Annotated in this window: 17 protein-coding genes; 10 read left to right on the top strand and 7 right to left on the bottom strand. The window is 47.4% G+C overall.

Annotated features, from left to right (window positions below):
- Window positions 1-105 precede the first annotated feature (105 nt).
- The 10 genes from DP120_RS04250 (at window position 106) to DP120_RS18655 (ending at window position 12,707) form a co-directional block, all read left to right on the top strand.
- The gene (locus DP120_RS04250; protein ID WP_112222110.1) at window positions 106-3,246 is read left to right on the top strand and encodes a DEAD/DEAH box helicase; all 3,141 of its coding nucleotides are present in this window, start codon (window positions 106-108) and stop codon (window positions 3,244-3,246) included.
- Between the two features lie 293 nt (window positions 3,247-3,539).
- Window positions 3,540-4,154 carry an NUDIX hydrolase gene (locus DP120_RS04245; RefSeq protein WP_112222108.1) on the top strand — a complete coding sequence of 205 codons (615 nt, stop codon included), beginning with the start codon at window positions 3,540-3,542 and terminating at the stop codon, window positions 4,152-4,154.
- Between the two features lie 203 nt (window positions 4,155-4,357).
- Complete coding sequence (gene proB / locus DP120_RS04240; RefSeq protein WP_112222106.1) at window positions 4,358-5,134, top strand: glutamate 5-kinase; 777 nt, start codon at window positions 4,358-4,360, stop codon at window positions 5,132-5,134.
- 385 nt (window positions 5,135-5,519) lie between these two features.
- Entirely contained in the window at window positions 5,520-6,305 is a 786-nt protein-coding gene (gene proB / locus DP120_RS04235; RefSeq protein WP_112222104.1) for a glutamate 5-kinase, read from the top strand.
- 18 nt (window positions 6,306-6,323) lie between these two features.
- Window positions 6,324-7,601: a glutamate-5-semialdehyde dehydrogenase gene (locus DP120_RS04230; RefSeq protein WP_112222102.1), complete on the top strand. Its 1,278-nt coding sequence runs from the start codon at window positions 6,324-6,326 to the stop codon at window positions 7,599-7,601.
- 153 nt (window positions 7,602-7,754) lie between these two features.
- On the top strand, window positions 7,755-8,489 hold the full coding sequence (locus tag DP120_RS04225; RefSeq protein ID WP_112222100.1) for a sulfite exporter TauE/SafE family protein: 735 nt from the start codon (window positions 7,755-7,757) through the stop codon (window positions 8,487-8,489).
- A gap of 431 nt (window positions 8,490-8,920) precedes the next feature.
- Window positions 8,921-10,111, top strand: a complete 1,191-nt coding sequence (locus tag DP120_RS04220) for a multidrug effflux MFS transporter (RefSeq protein WP_420812420.1) — start codon at window positions 8,921-8,923, stop codon at window positions 10,109-10,111.
- 136 nt (window positions 10,112-10,247) lie between these two features.
- Window positions 10,248-11,048 (top strand): ABC transporter ATP-binding protein, encoded by an 801-nt coding sequence (locus DP120_RS04215; RefSeq protein ID WP_112222096.1) that lies wholly within the window; start codon window positions 10,248-10,250, stop codon window positions 11,046-11,048.
- Complete coding sequence (locus DP120_RS18660; RefSeq protein WP_240611964.1) at window positions 11,041-12,036, top strand: hypothetical protein; 996 nt, start codon at window positions 11,041-11,043, stop codon at window positions 12,034-12,036. Before DP120_RS04215 ends, DP120_RS18660 begins: the two co-directional genes overlap by 8 nt.
- Window positions 12,036-12,707, top strand: coding sequence for a hypothetical protein (locus DP120_RS18655; protein WP_240611963.1), 672 nt, complete (start codon window positions 12,036-12,038; stop codon window positions 12,705-12,707). The genes DP120_RS18660 and DP120_RS18655 overlap by 1 nt, the downstream gene beginning before the upstream one ends.
- Window positions 12,708-13,207: 500 nt before the next feature.
- Here DP120_RS18655 and DP120_RS04205 read toward each other — a convergent pair whose 3' ends face one another.
- The 7 genes from DP120_RS04205 to DP120_RS04175 form a co-directional block, all read right to left on the bottom strand.
- Complete coding sequence (locus DP120_RS04205; protein WP_112222094.1) at window positions 13,208-13,588, bottom strand: VOC family protein; 381 nt, start codon at window positions 13,586-13,588, stop codon at window positions 13,208-13,210.
- Window positions 13,589-13,604: 16 nt separating this feature from the next.
- Window positions 13,605-14,246 (bottom strand): alpha/beta fold hydrolase, encoded by a 642-nt coding sequence (locus DP120_RS04200; protein WP_112222092.1) that lies wholly within the window; start codon window positions 14,244-14,246, stop codon window positions 13,605-13,607.
- A gap of 123 nt (window positions 14,247-14,369) precedes the next feature.
- Window positions 14,370-14,780, bottom strand: a complete 411-nt coding sequence (locus DP120_RS04195; RefSeq protein ID WP_112222090.1) for a DUF4395 domain-containing protein — start codon at window positions 14,778-14,780, stop codon at window positions 14,370-14,372.
- Between the two features lie 78 nt (window positions 14,781-14,858).
- A complete protein-coding gene (mgtE, locus tag DP120_RS04190) occupies window positions 14,859-16,217 on the bottom strand; it encodes a magnesium transporter (RefSeq protein ID WP_112222088.1) in 1,359 nt (452 codons plus the stop codon).
- A gap of 184 nt (window positions 16,218-16,401) precedes the next feature.
- Window positions 16,402-16,935: a 1,2-dihydroxy-3-keto-5-methylthiopentene dioxygenase gene (locus DP120_RS04185; RefSeq protein ID WP_112222086.1), complete on the bottom strand. Its 534-nt coding sequence runs from the start codon at window positions 16,933-16,935 to the stop codon at window positions 16,402-16,404.
- Between the two features lie 25 nt (window positions 16,936-16,960).
- Window positions 16,961-17,590 (bottom strand): methylthioribulose 1-phosphate dehydratase, encoded by a 630-nt coding sequence (locus tag DP120_RS04180; RefSeq protein ID WP_420812419.1) that lies wholly within the window; start codon window positions 17,588-17,590, stop codon window positions 16,961-16,963.
- A complete protein-coding gene (locus tag DP120_RS04175) occupies window positions 17,587-18,252 on the bottom strand; it encodes a 2-hydroxy-3-keto-5-methylthiopentenyl-1-phosphate phosphatase (RefSeq protein WP_112222084.1) in 666 nt (221 codons plus the stop codon). The genes DP120_RS04180 and DP120_RS04175 overlap by 4 nt, the downstream gene beginning before the upstream one ends.

The following is an 18,252-nucleotide window of genomic DNA, read 5'->3' as shown; positions in this document are numbered from 1 at the left end:
GGGAGCGGTGTTTTCTTTTATAGGCCATCAGTTCGATTGTACCAAACCGGTTTTATTAGCGATAATGGAGAGTAAATGCAAGCGTGTGCGGGAAAGGGTCATTCCATGAATACATTATTGAACGATTATCGGATAAAAAAATTATGCGGCATGGCTGCTTACCGAAAAGGCAAGGCTTATTTTGACGCGGGCAAAGTGGCATTGGAGCCGCTAAGTGAAAATACTTCCGTCGTCAAAGCGGAAGTCCAGGCAAACGGCATTTTTGAAGTGTCGGTCAAGGAAGAACAGGATGAGACGATCTTCGCTTCCTGCAGCTGTCCGCCTGTCGGCTTTGTCAGCACCTATTGCCAGCATATTGCCGCAACGCTTTTGGCAATCAATGAAGTGCAGCAGCAGGAGCTTCAAAAAACGCAGCGCTTGATGGAGTTATTCGGCGACAAAAATATGCGTCCAAGCAAAAAGCAACTGCATTTTGATGACCGTCCGGTATTGGAAATCAACTTGTTGCTGCATTCAGCGGAAGCGGAAGACGGCGAGCGTTTCTTCTCGGCTAAACTCAGCGCCGGCATGGACGGGGCGGTGCCGATCCGCAACGCGGGGGCGTTCCTGCAAGCTGTCGACCAAGGCGTAAGCTATCCGATTTCTCCGGATTTGACTTATTCACGGGAGGCCTTCAGTTTTACGACGGAAACGGACGCGCTGCTGCGTGAATTGATGAAGATCAACGGTGCGGTGACTGGCCGCGGCCGCATCATTATTCCTGCTTCTTCCTGGGATACGCTTGTGAAATTGCTCGCGGAAATTCCGTCAGTCAATATCGGGCATAAAGGGCGGATATACAGAGGCCTGCGTTTTGACACCGATTTGCCGTTGATCTTCCGTTTTGAAGCGGCCGGCAACGCGGGTTATCTGCTGACAGCGGAAGGGCTCGAACAAATCACGGTCATGAAATCGTACGGACTCGCCATCAGCGGTGGGGCGTTCGTGAAATTGCCACCGGACGACTGCAGGCGATTGGAAGAATTGAAAGAGTTGATGGAGGGTTCGGCTGAGCTTGAAATAACACCGGCTCAAGGCGATTATTTCATGGAAAGCGTCATTCCGGGACTGGAGCGTCTCGGAGAAGTACATATGGCGGCCGCTGTCACCGGTCGGCTGGAAGAAACACCGTTATCGGCAAAATTATATCTCGACCGGATCCGCAACCGGCTGCTTGCCGGAGTGGAATTTCATTACGGCCAATTGGTCATTAATCCATGTGAAGAAGCGGAAGATGAAATCCGCCATCTGCCAGGCGTCCGCCGCCAGCGCGCCAAAGAAGAGCGGATCATGGAGCTTATGAAGAACAGCCTCTTCACCCAGACGGACGGCGGCTTTTACATGCAGGACGAAGAAGCGGAATATGATTTTTTATTTCACACCATCCCGCAGCTGGAAGAATTGATGCAGGTGTATGCCACGACAGCTGTGAAAATGCGCGTGCAGAAAAATTACTTGGGACCGAAAGTGAAAGTGGAAGTAAAAGAGCGGACAGATTGGCTGGCGTTTAAACTCGAGCCGGGTGAGATTCCAGAGGCGGAAATCCGTCTGGTGCTCGCTGCTTTGAAGGAAAAGCGAAAATATTACCGCATCCCTAACGGTACGTTATTGTCTTTGGAGACACCGGAATTTATTGCGCTGAATGATTTGATGCTTGAACTTGGCAATGAAGAGCAGTGGTTCGGCGACGAAATCCGGCTGCCGTTGATTCAGGGGCTGCAGCTGGTGACGTCGCTCGAGGAAAGCGAATTGCTCGACCCCGGCGCGGATTTTGCGAAGCTGCTGCAGAATCTCAGCAACCCCGAAGAAGTCGGTTTTGAAATCCCGGAACCATTGGCAGAGGTATTGCGTGATTACCAGAAAGCCGGTTTCAACTGGCTGAAGGCTTTGGCGAAATACCGTTTTGGCGGCATTCTCGCGGACGATATGGGGCTCGGCAAAACTTTGCAGAGCATCGCGTTCATCCAGTCGGAACTAGCGGAAATCCGCCGGCGAAAAGCTCCGGTGCTGATCGTCGCGCCTTCATCGCTGACCTATAATTGGCTCGAAGAATTCGCGAAATTCACTCCCGATATTAATGCCGTAATCATTGATGGCAATAAAACCCGGAGAACGAAACGGTTTGCCGAAAACGAAGAAGCGGATGTCCTCATAACGTCCTATCCGTCGCTCCGCATGGACGGCGCTTTATACAAGGGTAAAACGTTCCATACGCTGTTCTTGGACGAAGCGCAGGCTTTCAAGAATCCGGTGACCCAAACGGCGAAAGCGGTCAAAGCGATTGAAGCGGATTACCGCTTTGCACTTACCGGGACGCCGATTGAAAATTCGCTGGACGAATTATGGTCGATTTTCCATGTCGTATTCCCGGAACTGCTGCCGAACCGCATGCGTTTCGCTGAAATGCGGCGCACGAGCATCGCAAAACGCGTCCGTCCCTTCATCCTGCGGCGCGTCAAACAAGATGTGCTGAAGGAATTGCCGGACAAAGTCGAAACCCTGCAATTTTCCGAACTGTATCCGGCACAGAAAAAATATTATGCGGCGTACCTCGCAGAACTTAAACAGGAAGCGCTCAAGCATCTCAATAAAGACAGCCTGCAGAAAAATCGCATCAAAATTTTGGCGGGTCTCACGCGCCTACGCCAGTTATGCTGCCACCCTTCGCTGTTCGTTGAAGATTATCAGGGCGGTTCGGCGAAATTCGATCAATTGATGGAAATCGTTGAAAGCAGCCGAATGGCGGGGCGCCGTGTATTGGTGTTTTCCCAGTTTACGCAAATGCTGCAATTGATCGGCAACCGGCTGACGCGGGAGGGACGGCCATATTTCTATCTCGATGGCCAGACTCCGCCGCAGGAACGCGTTGAAATGTGCAGCCGCTTCAACGAAGGTGAAGGAGACCTGTTCCTTATTTCATTGAAAGCAGGAGGAACCGGGTTGAACCTGACAGGAGCCGATACGGTCATCCTCTACGACCTCTGGTGGAATCCGGCAGTCGAACAGCAGGCCGCGAGCCGGGCGCATCGTATGGGGCAGCAGCACACCGTACAGGTGATTCGGATGGTCGCTAAAGGAACCATCGAAGAAAAAATCACCGAATTACAGGAGAAGAAGAAGAATCTCATCGACGAAGTCATCCAATCCGGCCAGGAACCGCTGGCGGCGATGACGGAAGATGATATTCGGGAACTGTTGATGATTTGATGGAGAGTCGTTAATAGAAGGACAAATTCATTTATGACATCACTTCAGCTTCGAGAGGGATTTCTATAGATATGGAGCAAAGCAGCTGAGATTCTGGATTCACTTATTGCTAATTAAAAGCAGTGCTCCTGTATCGCTTCGCTGCTTCGTCGCAAAGATTTAGCCTTACAAGCGTCGGCTAAATCTTCGAAGCTGTTTTGCGGGATATCGTTTCGTGTATCCATTTAATTGCCAGGAAAGCATTTAACTGGATGGTTTGTTAAAATAGAAGGAAAGGAAACGGAGGTGAAGATATGGATCCGAAAAGTTTAGTATCAAAAGTGAAAGACCGTATTCCCGAAGTGCTGGGCAATAAGGATTTCTCGAAATTTGCAATTCTCCTGCCGATGATCGAAAAAGACGGCGAAGTCCATATCCTCTTCGAAGTCCGTTCCCATCAAATGAGAAGCCAGCCGGGAGACATTTGCTTTCCTGGCGGGAGAATCGACAAACAGGATGATTCAGAAAAAGATACAGCAATCCGCGAAACCATGGAAGAGCTGGGAATTGAACGCCAGCAGATTTCGGAGGTTTTTCCTCTGGACTATATCGTTTCGCCGTTTGGCATGATTGTTTACAGCTTTGCAGGAATCATTGATCCGGATGTTGAATTTCGGCCGAATCCACCGGAAGTGGACAGTCTGTTCACGGTGCCTTTATCGTTTTTCCTCGAAAAAGATCCAAAGGTCTACCGCGTGAATTTTGATATTCAGCCGGAAGAAAGTTTCCCTTACGACCTCATTGCCGGAGGGGAAAATTATAATTGGCGCACCCGACAGGTCGATGAATATTTCTATATCTACGAAGACAAAGTGATATGGGGCCTGACCGCCAAAATACTGACACATTTCATGGAGATCATTCGCTGAATGGTCTTTTTTTTATGCTTTAAACTCGTTTTTTTCATTATTTCAAACTACGGTATATGCAGTTTTATGAATAATTATGTTATAAAAACTTTATTTATAAGTATTAATATTAATTATTATTGACTAAAAATACATATAAGTGCATAATAATAAAAATTATAAGCTAGTCTCCAAGCAGGAGGGAAAGACTGGGTGGTAAGAGTTTGAAAAAGAAACGGATTGTGGTAAAAATCGGCAGCAGTTCACTAACAAATCCAAAAAACGGATTGTGTATCGACAAATTGCAGGACCATGTGGAGGCACTCGCATATTTAAAAAAACTGGGCCATGAAGTCGTGCTAGTGTCATCAGGAGCGGTGGCAGCCGGATGTACGGGGCTCGGTTACTTATCGCGCCCTGTCCACCGCATTGGGCGTCAGTCTGCGGCGGCAGTGGGCCAAGGTCTTTTATTGCAGGCCTACGTTGAAGAATTCAAGAAACATGGAATTCTGGCGGCGCAACTCTTGTTGACAAAAGATTATTATGTGAATGCCCGTGAGACAATTATTGAACTTTTAGAGCATGAGGTCTTGCCGGTGATCAATGAAAACGATTCTGTTTCCGCCGAAGATTTAAGCTTTGGCGATAACGATATGCTCTCAGCGCTTGTAAGTGGACTGATAAAAGCGGATTTCTTGATAATCTTAACCGACGTTAATGGGATTTATGGACAGAACCCGAATAAAAACCCTGCTGCTGAAAAATACGATTTTCTCACGGAAATAAGCGAAGAGCTGATGAATGCAGTTTCCGGATCTGATTCTGAAGTCGGGACAGGCGGCATGGAGTCAAAAGTGAAGGCGGCAGGAACAGCTCTTTCTTTTGGCGTGGATGTATTCATAGGGTCCGGGAACGGGCAGGAGAAACTTTTTAAAATAATTATTGGAGAAGGGGACGGCACTTACATCAGCAAGGCTTTGGAAGCTATAAAAGCACATTGAGAACTGGGGGGAATTTGGAAATGTCATTAATGTATGTTAAAATTGCTACTTAATTCTTTTGTTTAAAATTTCACAAGCAAATATTTAAACAATACCGAACGAGGCGAAGCGCTGGTGGGAAGATGCTGGATTCAGAGAGAAAACCCTTTTGGCGGTTTTAGAATCCATGCAGGATTATACGCTCATCATTTTGTTTTTAAATTATAAAACTCTTTTTCACAGTGTTAATTCGGTCTATTAAGTTAAATAAAAAATCGTAACAGCGTATAGTCTGATCGTATGATTGAGCACAATCTTCAATTGGAAAACATGCCATGGATCCGAGGTTTTTCCCTCTTCAAGAAGAAGGAAAAAATTTTTATTTAAAATTAGGAGATGATAGTAAGTGGAAAAGAAAAGAATAGTCGTGAAAATAGGCAGCAGTTCGCTGACAGATTCGAATGGGAAGTTATCGATCAGCAAATTGCGCGAACATGTTGAAGCGTTGGCCCGTTTGAAAAACCAAGGCCATGAAGTCATTTTAATCTCATCTGGAGCAGTAGCTGCAGGATTTAAGAGCATTGGTTATTTATCGCGTCCGGATGCAGTTGTCGATAAACAATCGGCTGCAGCTGTCGGACAGGGACTGTTGCTGCAGGCGTATGGGGATGAATGCAAAAAGCACGGTATTATTGCCGCACAATTGCTGTTGACCAAGGACTTATATAAGAATGCTAACGATACTATCTCGAATTTATTGGAGCGGGACGTAATGCCGATCATCAATGAGAATGACTCGGTCGCAGTGAAAGAACTGACTTTTGGAGACAATGATATGCTGTCGGCTTTAGTCAGCAAACTGGTGCACGCTGACTTCCTGATGATTTTGACTGATATCAATGGCATCTACAGCGGCAACCCGAATACCGATCCAACAGCTAAAAAATATACATTCCTTACAGAAGTCCATGAAGAAATGGAAAATGCCGCTTCTTCAGAAGGTTCTTCAAACGTCGGTACCGGCGGAATGAAATCAAAAGTGGTAGCTGCTAAAACAGCATTGGCCTCAGACGTACAGGTCTTTATCGGTTCAGGAGAAGGCAGTGACAAACTGGTAGATATTTTTGAAGGAAAAGGCGACGGAACTTATATTGGCAAATTGGTGGAATCTAAAGTACTAGTAAATGCATAAATTGAAAGGAGACAAAGGATGACTGAACTTCTACAAGAAGAAAAAGTTACAGAGAATGAATTGATCCTAAAAGCACAAAAAGCAAAAGAGGCCGCTTTCCAATTAGCGAAAGCGACGACAAAAGATAAAAATGAGGCTTTGCAAACTATTTCAGCTCAATTGTTGGAGGAGCAGGACTTCATTTTAAACGAAAATGCAAAAGACATAACAGCCGGGCAACAGGCAGGGATGAACGATTCACTGGTGGATCGCCTGAAACTGGATGCAGTCCGCTTAAAAGATATGGCTGATGCGCTTATCCAATTAACCCAATTAAACGACCCCATCGGAGAAACCCTCGAAAAATGGGAGCAGCCCAATGGACTGGCGATGACAAAAATCCGCGTACCGATCGGTGTCGTCGGCATGATCTACGAAGCGCGCCCTAATGTAACAGTTGATGCCTCGAGCCTGTGCCTGAAAACAGGAAATGCGATTGTACTGCGCGGCAGTTCAACAGCTATCAACTCCAATAAAGCGATTGTCCAAGTAATTCGCCGTGCGCTGGAAAAAACCAACTTGCCGGTTGAATCGGTTCAATTGCTGGAAGATACACGCCGGGAAACGGCGTCGCAAATGTTCAAATTGAACGACTATCTGGATGTTTTGATTCCGCGCGGCGGAGCGAAGCTTATCCAAACGGTCGTGCAAAATGCCACAGTCCCCGTTTTGGAAACAGGAGCGGGGAATTGCCACATCTTTATCGACCAAACAGCGGACGTGAAGATGGCAATTGATATTGCAATCAACGCGAAAACCCAGCGTCCTTCTGTCTGCAATTCGTGCGAAACGATTCTCGTGCAGAAAGATTGGGCCGAAGCTCACCTGACTGATCTTGTGGATTCTTTACAAGGAGAGAACGTGAAGATTCACGGAGATGAAGCCGTACAGCAAATTTCTTCATCTGTTGCGCCTGCAACTGACGAAGATTGGGCGACGGAATATCTGGGCTTTGAAGTGGCCATGAAAGTCGTTGACACGGTCGACGAGGCCGTTCAGCATATCAATCAATACGGCACGAAGCATTCGGAAGCCATTATTTCAACGGAAGCGGCGAATGTTGAACAATTCTTCAATGAAATTGATGCAGCTGCGGTTTATCATAATGCTTCAACCCGCTTTACCGATGGCTTCGAGTTTGGCTTTGGCGCTGAAATCGGCATCAGCACCCAAAAACTTCATGCACGCGGACCGATGGGCTTGCCGGCTTTGACGTCAACGAAATATATTATCAGAGGCAATGGACAAACGAAATAATGAACAAGGGAAGGCTATCCCAAAAGTCGTGTGAGCGGCTTTTGTGGGTGGCTTTTTTTCTACATAAGATAAACTTATCGTTTTTTATAATAACTATTGAATTTATTTAAGTTGCTGGAAGGATTATAGTTAGGGTGAAAAGAGGTGACAGGGATGGAATTCATATTTATGTTCTTTCTCGGCGTGGTTGCTACGACTCTGGGAACCCTGGCTGGAGGCGGCGGACTGATCAGCCTGCCGGCGATGCTGCTGCTCGGTCTGCCCGTCCATTCAGCGATCGGTGCCAATAAAGTCTCGAATACGGTCAGTTCGTTCTCCAGTTTTTATTACTTGATCCGCAAAAAGAAGATATCGCTGAAAGAGTCCTATTGGATCGTGCCGGTCAGCTTAGTGGGCGGTGTGGCAGGTGGTTTTATCGCTTCATCGATACCCGAAGAACAAATGTATATACTGGTGAGTTTCCTTTTAATCGCTGCATTCTTCACTTCGTTTATCGGCAAGAAAGGGTTTGTGGGCGAAAGCCGGCTGAAATTGGAGCCGAAAAGTGCGGGCGGGTTATTCGGTATCGGAATGTACGATGGCCTTTTCGGTCCCGGGCAGGGGACGCTGATGCTATTCCTGTTCAGCTACCTCGATATCGCCTATATCCGCGCTGTCGGTTTTGTGCGGCTCGCTACGTTTTCCAGCTGTCTTGGAGCCGCGATCACATATACGCTTGCGGGCCATATCATCTGGCCGTTGACGCTTGCGCTTATGGCCGGATCGGTTACCGGAGCACAGGCAGGCGTGAGAATTGCCGAAAAGCTCAATCCGAATTTTGTGAAGCCGCTGCTGCGTGCGGTCACAGTGTTGTTGATTGCGCAAATTCTTTTTACGCGGGTATTTTGAGGAAAACTTCAGTCCAATCAAGGAAGCCTTTGCGGGTGCAGAGGCTTTTTTAGTTGTGGGTGCAGGTTGTAGGAGGCGAAACTGCTGGAAATAATTGCTTGATTTTTTGGAGACAGAGTAATTATCTTTCGCATCGAAATTTGCGCGCGATTAAATTGATTTGTGCACGATAAAACTAATTTATGCGCGATTAAAATGATTTGCGCGCGATTAAAAAATTATATCGGCGTTCAGCAAAAATAACGCTGCAAACTGGAAATATCTTCTTAATTCTTTCCTTCCAAAGAAAATTCACAGGCTACAGAAGCCAAAAAAAGGGAAGTCTGACTTGTTCTGTGGTAGGCTAAAAAACAGCTATTTTCTTTTCAGGAATTTGTTAAGAAGAAATATAATTGAAAGAAGGTACCATACGAATGAAAAATTTAGCCGGGATGAAACGATCACGTTTCATCATACTTTTAGGCGCTTTAACAGCCATGATTCCTTTTACCATCGATATGTATCTTCCGGCGTTTCCGACTTTGGCAGAGGTATACCATACCAATGCGTCGGCAGTACAGCTCAGCTTGACCGCCTGTTTGCTGGGGCTCGCATTCGGTCAATTGGTGACGGGACCGCTCAGTGATTCACTTGGCCGTAAAAAGCCATTGATCATTTTTTTGATAGCTTATGCCATCGCTTCGGTCGCCTGTATCTTTGCCCCGAACATATACATATTCATCGGATTGCGCTTTGTACAAGGCTTTGCAGCTTCTGCCGGGCTCGTTATTTCCCGGGCAATAGTGCGGGACGTCAGCAGCGGATCGGAATTGACCCGCCTGTTTGCTTTGCTGATGGTCGTCAATAACCTCGTACCGCTGCTCGCTCCATCAGTGGGGAGTACGGTTCTCTTATTTGCCGACTGGAAAGGGATTTTCCTAATTCTTAGTTTGCTGGGGCTCATTCTTTTATTCGTTAGCGCTTGGCGCCTTGAAGAAACCCTCCCGCCGGAAAGAAGAGTGCCGGGCAACCTGACGGAAACCTTCAGCAATTTCAGCATCATCATCAAAAACCGGAAGTTTACCGGTTATGCGTTGGCGCAGGGACTGTTGATCGGCGGCGTCTTTGCCTACGTGGCCGGAACGCCGTTTATCTACCAGAACATTTACGGCGTTTCGCCGCAGGTATTCAGTATCCTTTTCGGAATGAACGGCATCGGCCTGATTTTCGGCAGTTATGCCGTCGGTCGCTTCAGCCATGTGTGGTCGGAGAAGAAATTCCTTGAAGTTGCGCTGTATACGGCGACTGCTGCAGGCGCCGTCCTGCTTGCCGTCGTATTGGTTGATGGACCGCTGTGGGCTGTCGTCGTTCCGATTTTCTTCTTTGTCACGGCAATCGGAGTCGTCGGCACCGCTTCCTTCACGCTGGCGATGGAAGAACAAAGCCGCGTGGCAGGCAGTGCTTCTGCATTGCTCGGACTTCTGCCATTCATACTCGGTGCAATCGCCGCGCCTTTAGTCGGTGTTGCCGGAGAAGAAACCGCCGTACCATTAGGTCTGATTATATTCACTATGTGTCTGCTGGCGCTGCTTGCCTATTTATTCCTTGTAAAACGCCTGGATCATAAAGTGAATGCGAATTAAATAAAAATGGAAATAACACCCTTTAAGCTGTCGAATTCTATTCGGCAGCTATTTTTATTAATCCCAAATGGACTCCCAAATTCAACCAGTTCAATGTTAAAATTAATGTATTACATAAAATTAATGAGGTGTTCAGATGGATTCAGCAAATGAATCGATTCTATCCATTCAGGATTTGACGATGAGCTACGGAGGAAAACAGGTGCTGAACGGCATCAATCTGGAAGTGTCAAAAGGGCAGATTATCGGCTATATCGGACCGAATGGTGCCGGCAAAAGCACGACTGTAAAAATCATGCTGGGCTTGATCGACAATTATAAAGGGAAAGTCGTGATTTTCGGTCAGGACATTTCAACTGGCGACCCGTCCTATAAGCGCCGCATCGGCTATGTGCCCGAAAACGCGGAAGCCTACGACAACCTGACAGCGATGGAGTATCTCGTCTTCATCGGAGAACTTTACGGCTTGGATCAGGCGTTTGCCCAAGGAAAAGCGGAAAGCCTGCTGCAGCAATTCGAATTGATTGATGTCCGTCATGCACGTCTGTCTTCTTTTTCGAAAGGAATGAAGCAAAAGGTGCTGATCATTTCGAGTCTCCTGCATAATCCGGACCTGCTGTTTTGGGATGAGCCTCTGAGTGGCCTTGATGCCAACAGCATGATGGTCATCCAGGAAATCCTGTCGCAGCTGGCGGAAGAAGGAAAGACCATCTTTTATTCGTCCCATATCATGGATCTGGTCGAAAAGATCAGCAATCGCATCGTCCTGCTGGTGAACGGCAAAGTAGTGGCGGACGGCAGTTTCGAAGAATTGCAGGAACAGAGCGAGGAAGGGTCGTTATCGGGAATCTTCAACCAATTGACCGGCTTTACCGAGCATCGTGAAAAAGCCGCGCATTTCGTTTCCGTTGTAAGAGGAGACCATGACGATGCGTGAGTTTAAATCACTCAAATTCATCGCATTGTTCAAGGGGCTGTTCCGTCGTTTCGGCGTCGATTACGAAGTCATGATGCTGATTTTGCGGATCAAACTGACAATGGACGAGCGCCGGGTGCCGACGGTTTTCAATGAAATGGGCAAGAAAAAGGAAGGCAATCAATTCCTGAAATCGCTGTGGATTTATGGCATCTACAGTTTACTGTTGCTGCCATTCCTGTTTATCGGCGAAAATTACATTTTCCAGATGAGTATCATGTTCGGCATGATCCTGTTTATCCTCATGACTTCAATGATCGCCGATTTTACATCGGTCCTGCTGGATGTCCGCGATAAGAATGTGCTGCAGACGAAACCGGTCGATAAAAAGACGATTACGGTTGCGAAAACGATTCATATCCTGATTTATATGAGCTTTGTAACCGGCGCGTTTGTGGCCTTGCCGTTGTTCGTAGGTTTGTACCGGCACGGACCTCTGTTCTCTCTAATTTTCCTGGGAGAAATAATATTGGCGATGTTATTGGTTGTCGTGCTGACGTCGCTGCTTTACCTGTTTGTGCTGCGCTATTTCGACGGAGAGCGCTTGAAAGACATCATCAATTACGTCCAAATCCTGCTTTCAGTGGGACTCATAGTCGGTTACCAAGTGCTCATCCATGCATTTGAATTCACCAATCTCAATATAACTTACTCGTTCAGCTGGTGGCATTACCTGATTCCGCCGATCTGGTACGGTGCGCCGTTTGAGATGATACTGAACGGCAATACGGCCGGTCATATGATTGCGTTTACTGCACTTGCAATTCTTGTGCCGATTGTCGCGATTTTGGTGTACAGCCGATTGATGCCTTCATTTGAACGCAATCTCGAGAAAATGCTGAGCGATACGAAAAGCCGGAAACCGGGCAGGCATTTACTCGATGAATTCTGGGCGAAGCTGTTGTGCCGCAGCAAGGAAGAACGTGTTTTTTCCGATTTTCAGCATTGATGATGAAAAAGGAAAGAGAGTTCAAGCTGAAAGCTTTTCCGAATCTCGCAATGTCTGTGATTTTCCCGTTTTTATTCATATTCAATGAATTGCGGATCCGCAGCCTCGCCGATATTTCAGAAGGCAATATGTTTTTGTTCATCTATTTCTGCAACATCATGATTCCGGGAACAATTTTCATGCTGAAATTCTCAGGCAGCTACAAAGGCGGCTGGGTTTTCAGGGCAGCTCCGATTGAGCGTGAGTCTGCGGCTTTCAGCGCGGCGATTAAAGCGTTTCTCGCCAAACTGTATCTTCCTATATTTGTGGTGATCAGCGTTGCATATGTATTCATCTTTTCGGCACGCATCCTGCCGGACCTTGGCGTTGTGCTGCTGAGCGCCATTCTGCAATCACTGATTACCTATAGAGTAATGAAAGATGAAGACTTTCCGTACACGAGATCCTTTGAGTTCGCACAGGATCCCGGCACTGCCCGGATGATGCTGATGACGTTCATCATCGGTGCGTTCCTCGGCGTCCATTTCATCGCAAGGGCGATCGATTACGGCATCTATGTCTATTTGGTACTGCTGATTGTGGCAGTGGTCATAGGATGGCGCAAGACGTTTCCGGAAGATTGGAAAGCGGAAGATGTGAAAGAAACTTCCAAAGCGGAAGTGGAGATGTAGGTAGACACCTCTCTGGAGCGAGTGCTTTGGTGGGGTGTTTTTTTGGAGTGAGAGTTAATATTATGTGGTAATATTATACAGTAAAATCGGCGTTCAACTGTAATTAGGAAATAGAAAGTATTCATGGCGAATTGGAAAGTATTTCAGTCAATTTGGAAAGTATTTAAGCCAAACTGGAAAGTAAATTAGGCTATTTGGAAAGTAAGCCCAAATAATGGAAAATAAGATTGCTGATTTCTCATAACTTGAGGCGTTAAATTTCGCTCTCAACACGTAATGGACAGTATTTAGCTCATAACAGACAGTATATCCGTAAAAATGGAAATTACTACTCTCACTAGCTCTTATCCGGGCATACCTCCAAAAGAAAAAACATTGAATTCATCGGATAGTTGCGCCGCACAGCGGCAACTATCCCCTGGAACATTCGCCCCGCCGAATGTTTTTCCATCACAAACGAAAGTCCGGACGGCTGTGGCTGTCCGGACTTTCGTTCATTCCTATGAAGAAATCTTATCACTCGTCAGAGCGTGCGTATTTCCTTCGGTATCTTCAAAGAACGCCATCCACGTTTCAGCGGGACCATTTTTGACGACACAATGGGGAGGGCCGCTGAACTCGACGCCGCGCGCTTGAAAGTCTGTATAGCTGCGGTCAATATCTTCGACTTCGAAATAAATGACCGAACTGGCATGGGCGAATTGCTCTTTTTCCGGCAGGCTCAACATCAGGCGCAAGCCATCGCAGTCGAAGAACGCCATCGTATCTGTGCTGAACAAGAGGGACAGGCCTAGTTGTTCTTTGTAAAAGTCGATCGCCCGTGTAATATCTTTCACAGGCACGCCGATTTGATTGATTTTCTGGACAGTGGTTATAGTCATCAGTATTGTCCTCCTTTTAGAATTTCTCGATTTCGTCCATGATGTCTTTCATGATGTCGATGGAAGCGAGGATCTTTCCTGGAATCTCCAGACTGTGCTCGGTGCCGGGCACCAATCGCAGCGTCATCTGCGGATTCGTTTCTAATTGATTCCACCGTTCTGGAATGTAACCCGGATCTTCATCACCAATAAAACTGAGTGCCCGGTTCGGAAAGGTATGCATCGCATCAAAAACATCCGGCCGTTTGATGAGCGGCGTCAGCCAGATGGCGTTTGCATCCCGGAACAGCGGACGCTGCAATTCGGACGCCATCGCGATGGTGCCGAAGGATTTGCCGATCAGGCAGAATTTCTCGTAGGAGGATTCGGCCATCACTTGATCGATGATTTTTGCCACATCAAAACGAACGGCTTCGCTCAATTCTTCCGTTGTGAAGTCATCGTAAAATTCATCGTTGTAGCGGTAATTCACACTTAAAACATCGTAGCCTTTTTGCAGGTAGATATCCGTAGCGTAATGGAACAGCGGTGCCTGGCTCGTATACCCGGCGCCCGGCAGCATTAGAGCGAGACGGCCGGAAGCTTCTTCCTGCCGGATGAGCAGGTATTGAACAGCGTAACCTTTGTATCCTTCGATAAATCCTTTAACCAATTTCACCAGCAACTCCCCCCTATTATTTCCAGTATAGCGAAATTTCGGAATTATGAAACTGCAAATTGAAATTAAGCATATAAAAACGCCTCATTAGAAAGATTTCACTTTCAATGAGGCGTACAGTATTTAATTCGTCCGGGTGCGGTTGTGCTTCATCATCATCAAACGGTAGCGAATGGTACAGCCGATGCAATAGCCCATCAACGCAATGCCGGCTGCTGCCATGACCATGATGCTGAAGAAATAAGCGGCTGCCGTGATTCCGGCGGAGAAAAATACCAGCGATAACCCGAGGCAGACAGTCGCAATCCATTGATTGAACAATTGCTGGTCGCGGTCTTCCTGGATATATTCATTGGCCGGCTTCTTCAAAAGCGGTCTGGCGGCCATGATGACTGGATTTTTCTTCGTGATCAATGTATAGACACCCACTGCAAACGGCAGCAGGAGGATAGCTGGTGAAAGGATCAGCCCGGCAATAACGGACAATACAATAAAACTCTGATTTATTTGGACAAGCGGTTTTGGAATAGTCATAATGCAACCCCTTTACTCTTTTGGACATTATACCAAGTAATTTAATAGGAATAAAGGGAATAGTACTGGCGCAACTTTCTACATCAATTGCGTGATGAAAACAGTGGCGATGCCGAAATAGATCAGCAGCGACAAAATATCATTTATTGTCGTAATCAGCGGCCCCGATGCGACGGCGGGATCGATGTTTAATTTGAATAGAATTAAAGGAATGATGGTGCCGGCCATGGTTCCGATAATCAGCGTCAGGAGCAGCGAGCTGCCGACGACAAAGCCGAGCACGAGGCTGCCTTGCCAGAAATAAGCGATGCCTGTGATCAGCACGGCGCAAATTATACCGATGATGATGCCGACCCATAATTCCCGGACAATCAATTTGATGCTTTGGCGGAAATTCGGTTTCTGCGATACGAGGCCGCGGACGACCACCGCCAGCGACTGGGTGCCGGTGTTGCCGGTCATGCCCGCAATCATCGGCATGAAGAAAGTCAGCGCGACAACCGTTTCAAGCGTCGCCTCGAACCGGCTGATGATGCCGCCGGACAGCAAGCCGATAAACAGCAAAAGGACGAGCCACGGCAGGCGACGGTAAGCGGCGACAATCGGTTTTGTTTTGAAATCAATCGATTTACCGGAAGCGGATAGTTTCTCGATATCCTCATTGGCTTCCTGCATAACGACATCGATTACGTCATCGACGGTCACAACACCGACGAGCCGGTTGTCATCTTCCACAATCGGCAGCGAGACGAAATCGTAGCGGCTGATCAGATTGGCGACTTCTTCCTGGTCCGTCATTACATCCGCTTTTACAACGCGGCTGTACATGACATTTTTGATTTCTTCATCCAGCTCACCGAGAAGCAGATCCTTATAGGATACAACCCCTTCAAGACGTTTATCCTCATCGACCACGTACAGGTAGTTTAGAAATTCGGCGTAATGAACAAAATGCTTAATCTTGTCGATGGCTTCACGGATGGTGTAATGGCTCGGAATCCAGACGTAGCGTGGGTTCATGATCCGGCCGGCCGTTTCAGGCGGGTAATTCATCAGGTTCTGGACAATCGTCGATTCATCGCTGTTCATATTCGCCAGCAATTCATCGGCGCGATGGGGCTCGATGTCAGCGAGCAGCGAAGCCAGGTCATCGTTATCCATCCGGTCGAGAACTTTCTTGGATTTTTCGACGCCCAGTTTCTGCAGGATTTCCATCTGCTCTTCGCTGTCCAGTTCATCCATCAATTCCGTCAATTGTTCCGTCGTTAAGTATAGAAGGAATTTGGTGCGGTGCTTGTCCGGTATGCGGAGGTAATGCTGCGCCATATCATAGGGCTGCAGTTCATCCATGACTTCTTGGAACTCCAGGATTCGCCCTTCTTTCAGTGACTGGACAATTGCCAATGTAATTTCGTTATCGGTCATTAATAGTGCCATTAGAATCTCTCCTTGAATCAACAGAACGCCAGCCGTTCCAAAAAGCGGACGTGCGGCGTGTTCATTTGTTACACTATCCCCCAAAACGCCGGTGATGAAAAGCTTTTTTATACAAAAAAATCCCGGAGACTCGAAGCGATGCGCTTCTTCTCCGGGATTCTGTTTTCATTTAGTTAGAATGCTTTCAGCTTTGCACGCTTTCTTCCTGGTAAACCGGCACCCATCCTTCAGTCGTAACGAAGATGCGTACTGCGACTACTTTGCGGTCATCGGAGAGGGTGAAGTAATGCGTGATGTTTTCCGGTACGGAAATCAAATCGCCAGGCGTCAGGTGGACTTCGAAAAAGCGCTCGTCTTTGCCCTGGATGATGAAAACGCCGTGGCCGCTGACGATATAGCGGACTTCGTCGTCTGTATGGATATGTTTGCGCTGGAAGTTCTTCAATAATTCATCCAGTTTCGGATTCGAATCGGAAAGGGAAATGACGTCAGCCGCTTTGTAGTTGCGACGCTCGGAGATATCGTCGATTTCCGCTTTGAACGCTTGCAGGATCTGTTCTTTCTCGTCATCGCTCAAATCGAATTTTTCACGGAGCGGTTCCGGCAGTTTATTGATATCCCAGTGTTCATAAACAACTTCCTGCTGTTCCAAAAATGCTGCGACTTCGTTTTGCGCTTCAATCGTTTCGTCTGTACCTTGAATTTTGATGATTGCCATTAATAATCTTCCTCTCTGATTGGGTTTATTTTATTTGAAGTAATGCCAGTTGATATTGAAATAAAAACTCGCTGGCCTCCAATAATTTCTTCGCTTCAAAAGCGTCTTTGCCCCATATGGTGATGCCGTGATTGCGGATGAGTACTGCGCCTTTATCGGCCGTCAGGTGTTCTTCGAAATCTTCCGCCAGCCGCGGAATATGAGCGTGATTGGCGATAATGGGTATGGACAGCACGGCATCTTCATCCCATAAGCCGAATGCTTTGATGAGCTCCTGTCCTTTGAAATCGATTTTGCCGTCGCGTCCATAATGTTCGGACAGGACGTTATTGGCAACGGTGTGGACATGGAGGCTGCAGCCTGCACCAGTTTTATTGTAGATGGCGCTGTGCAGCAAAGTTTCGGCGGAAGGCTTAAGGTGAGTGGCTTCGACCGGCTCGCCTGCCGCATCGACGAGGAGGAAATCCTCATCGGTCCGTTTGTATTTATCCTTGCCGCTTGCTGTGACCAGGAACTGGAGAGGGGCATCGCTTACTTTGATGGCGAGATTGCCGCTTGTGCCCATGAACCAGTCGCGTCCGGCAAGCACGTCCTTGACGTCCGCCAGCTCATTCCATTTTTCCTGTAACTTCGTCAATGTCTGTTCTGCCGTCATGACCGTACACCCAATTTCGAATCGATGATTTCCGTAACGTCCCCGAAATTCTCAAAAGGCTCATAAGGGATGTTCAGTTCTTCGCATTTTTCAATCAGGAAATCGCGGGCAATGACCAAGTCGGCATATTTTGCTGCCTGCAGGTCGGTGATTGAGTCGCCGATGACAATGCTCGTGCCGCCGTCTGCAAGCAGCTTCCGGATGATCGACGGCTTGCAGCAGCCGCAGCCTTGGCTTGCGCATTGTTCGTCGCAGCCGTGCGGGAAATCGATGCGGATAGTGTCGCCTGAGAAATCGGCTTCGTTGCAATAAATGCCGGCAAACGGTCCGAACGGTTCGAGCAGCGGGTAAACGAAAAAGTCGATTCCGCCGCTGACGATATAGAGCGGAATATTGTGCTGTCTCGTATAGGCGACGAAATCTGCAAAGCCTTCCCGGATCTCTGCCTGCTCGAGCACGTAGGCGATGACTTCGTCCTTTTTGGATGATGGCAATAAAGAAAACATCTTTTTGACACCTTCACGTATGGAGATAGTTTGAGCGAGAATCTCGTCTTTGATCGGTTCCCAGCCCGGTGGATTGAAATGCTTCATGATGGCGATTAAATTATCATTGGTTGTGATTGTGCCATCAAAATCACAAAAGATGATTGGCTGTTTCAT

Source organism: Planococcus halotolerans, assembly GCF_003289955.1.
GTDB lineage: Bacteria > Bacillota > Bacilli > Bacillales_A > Planococcaceae > Planococcus > Planococcus halotolerans.
The sequence above is the reverse complement of the archived record's forward strand: the minus strand, read 5'-3'. Positions and strand labels throughout refer to the sequence as shown.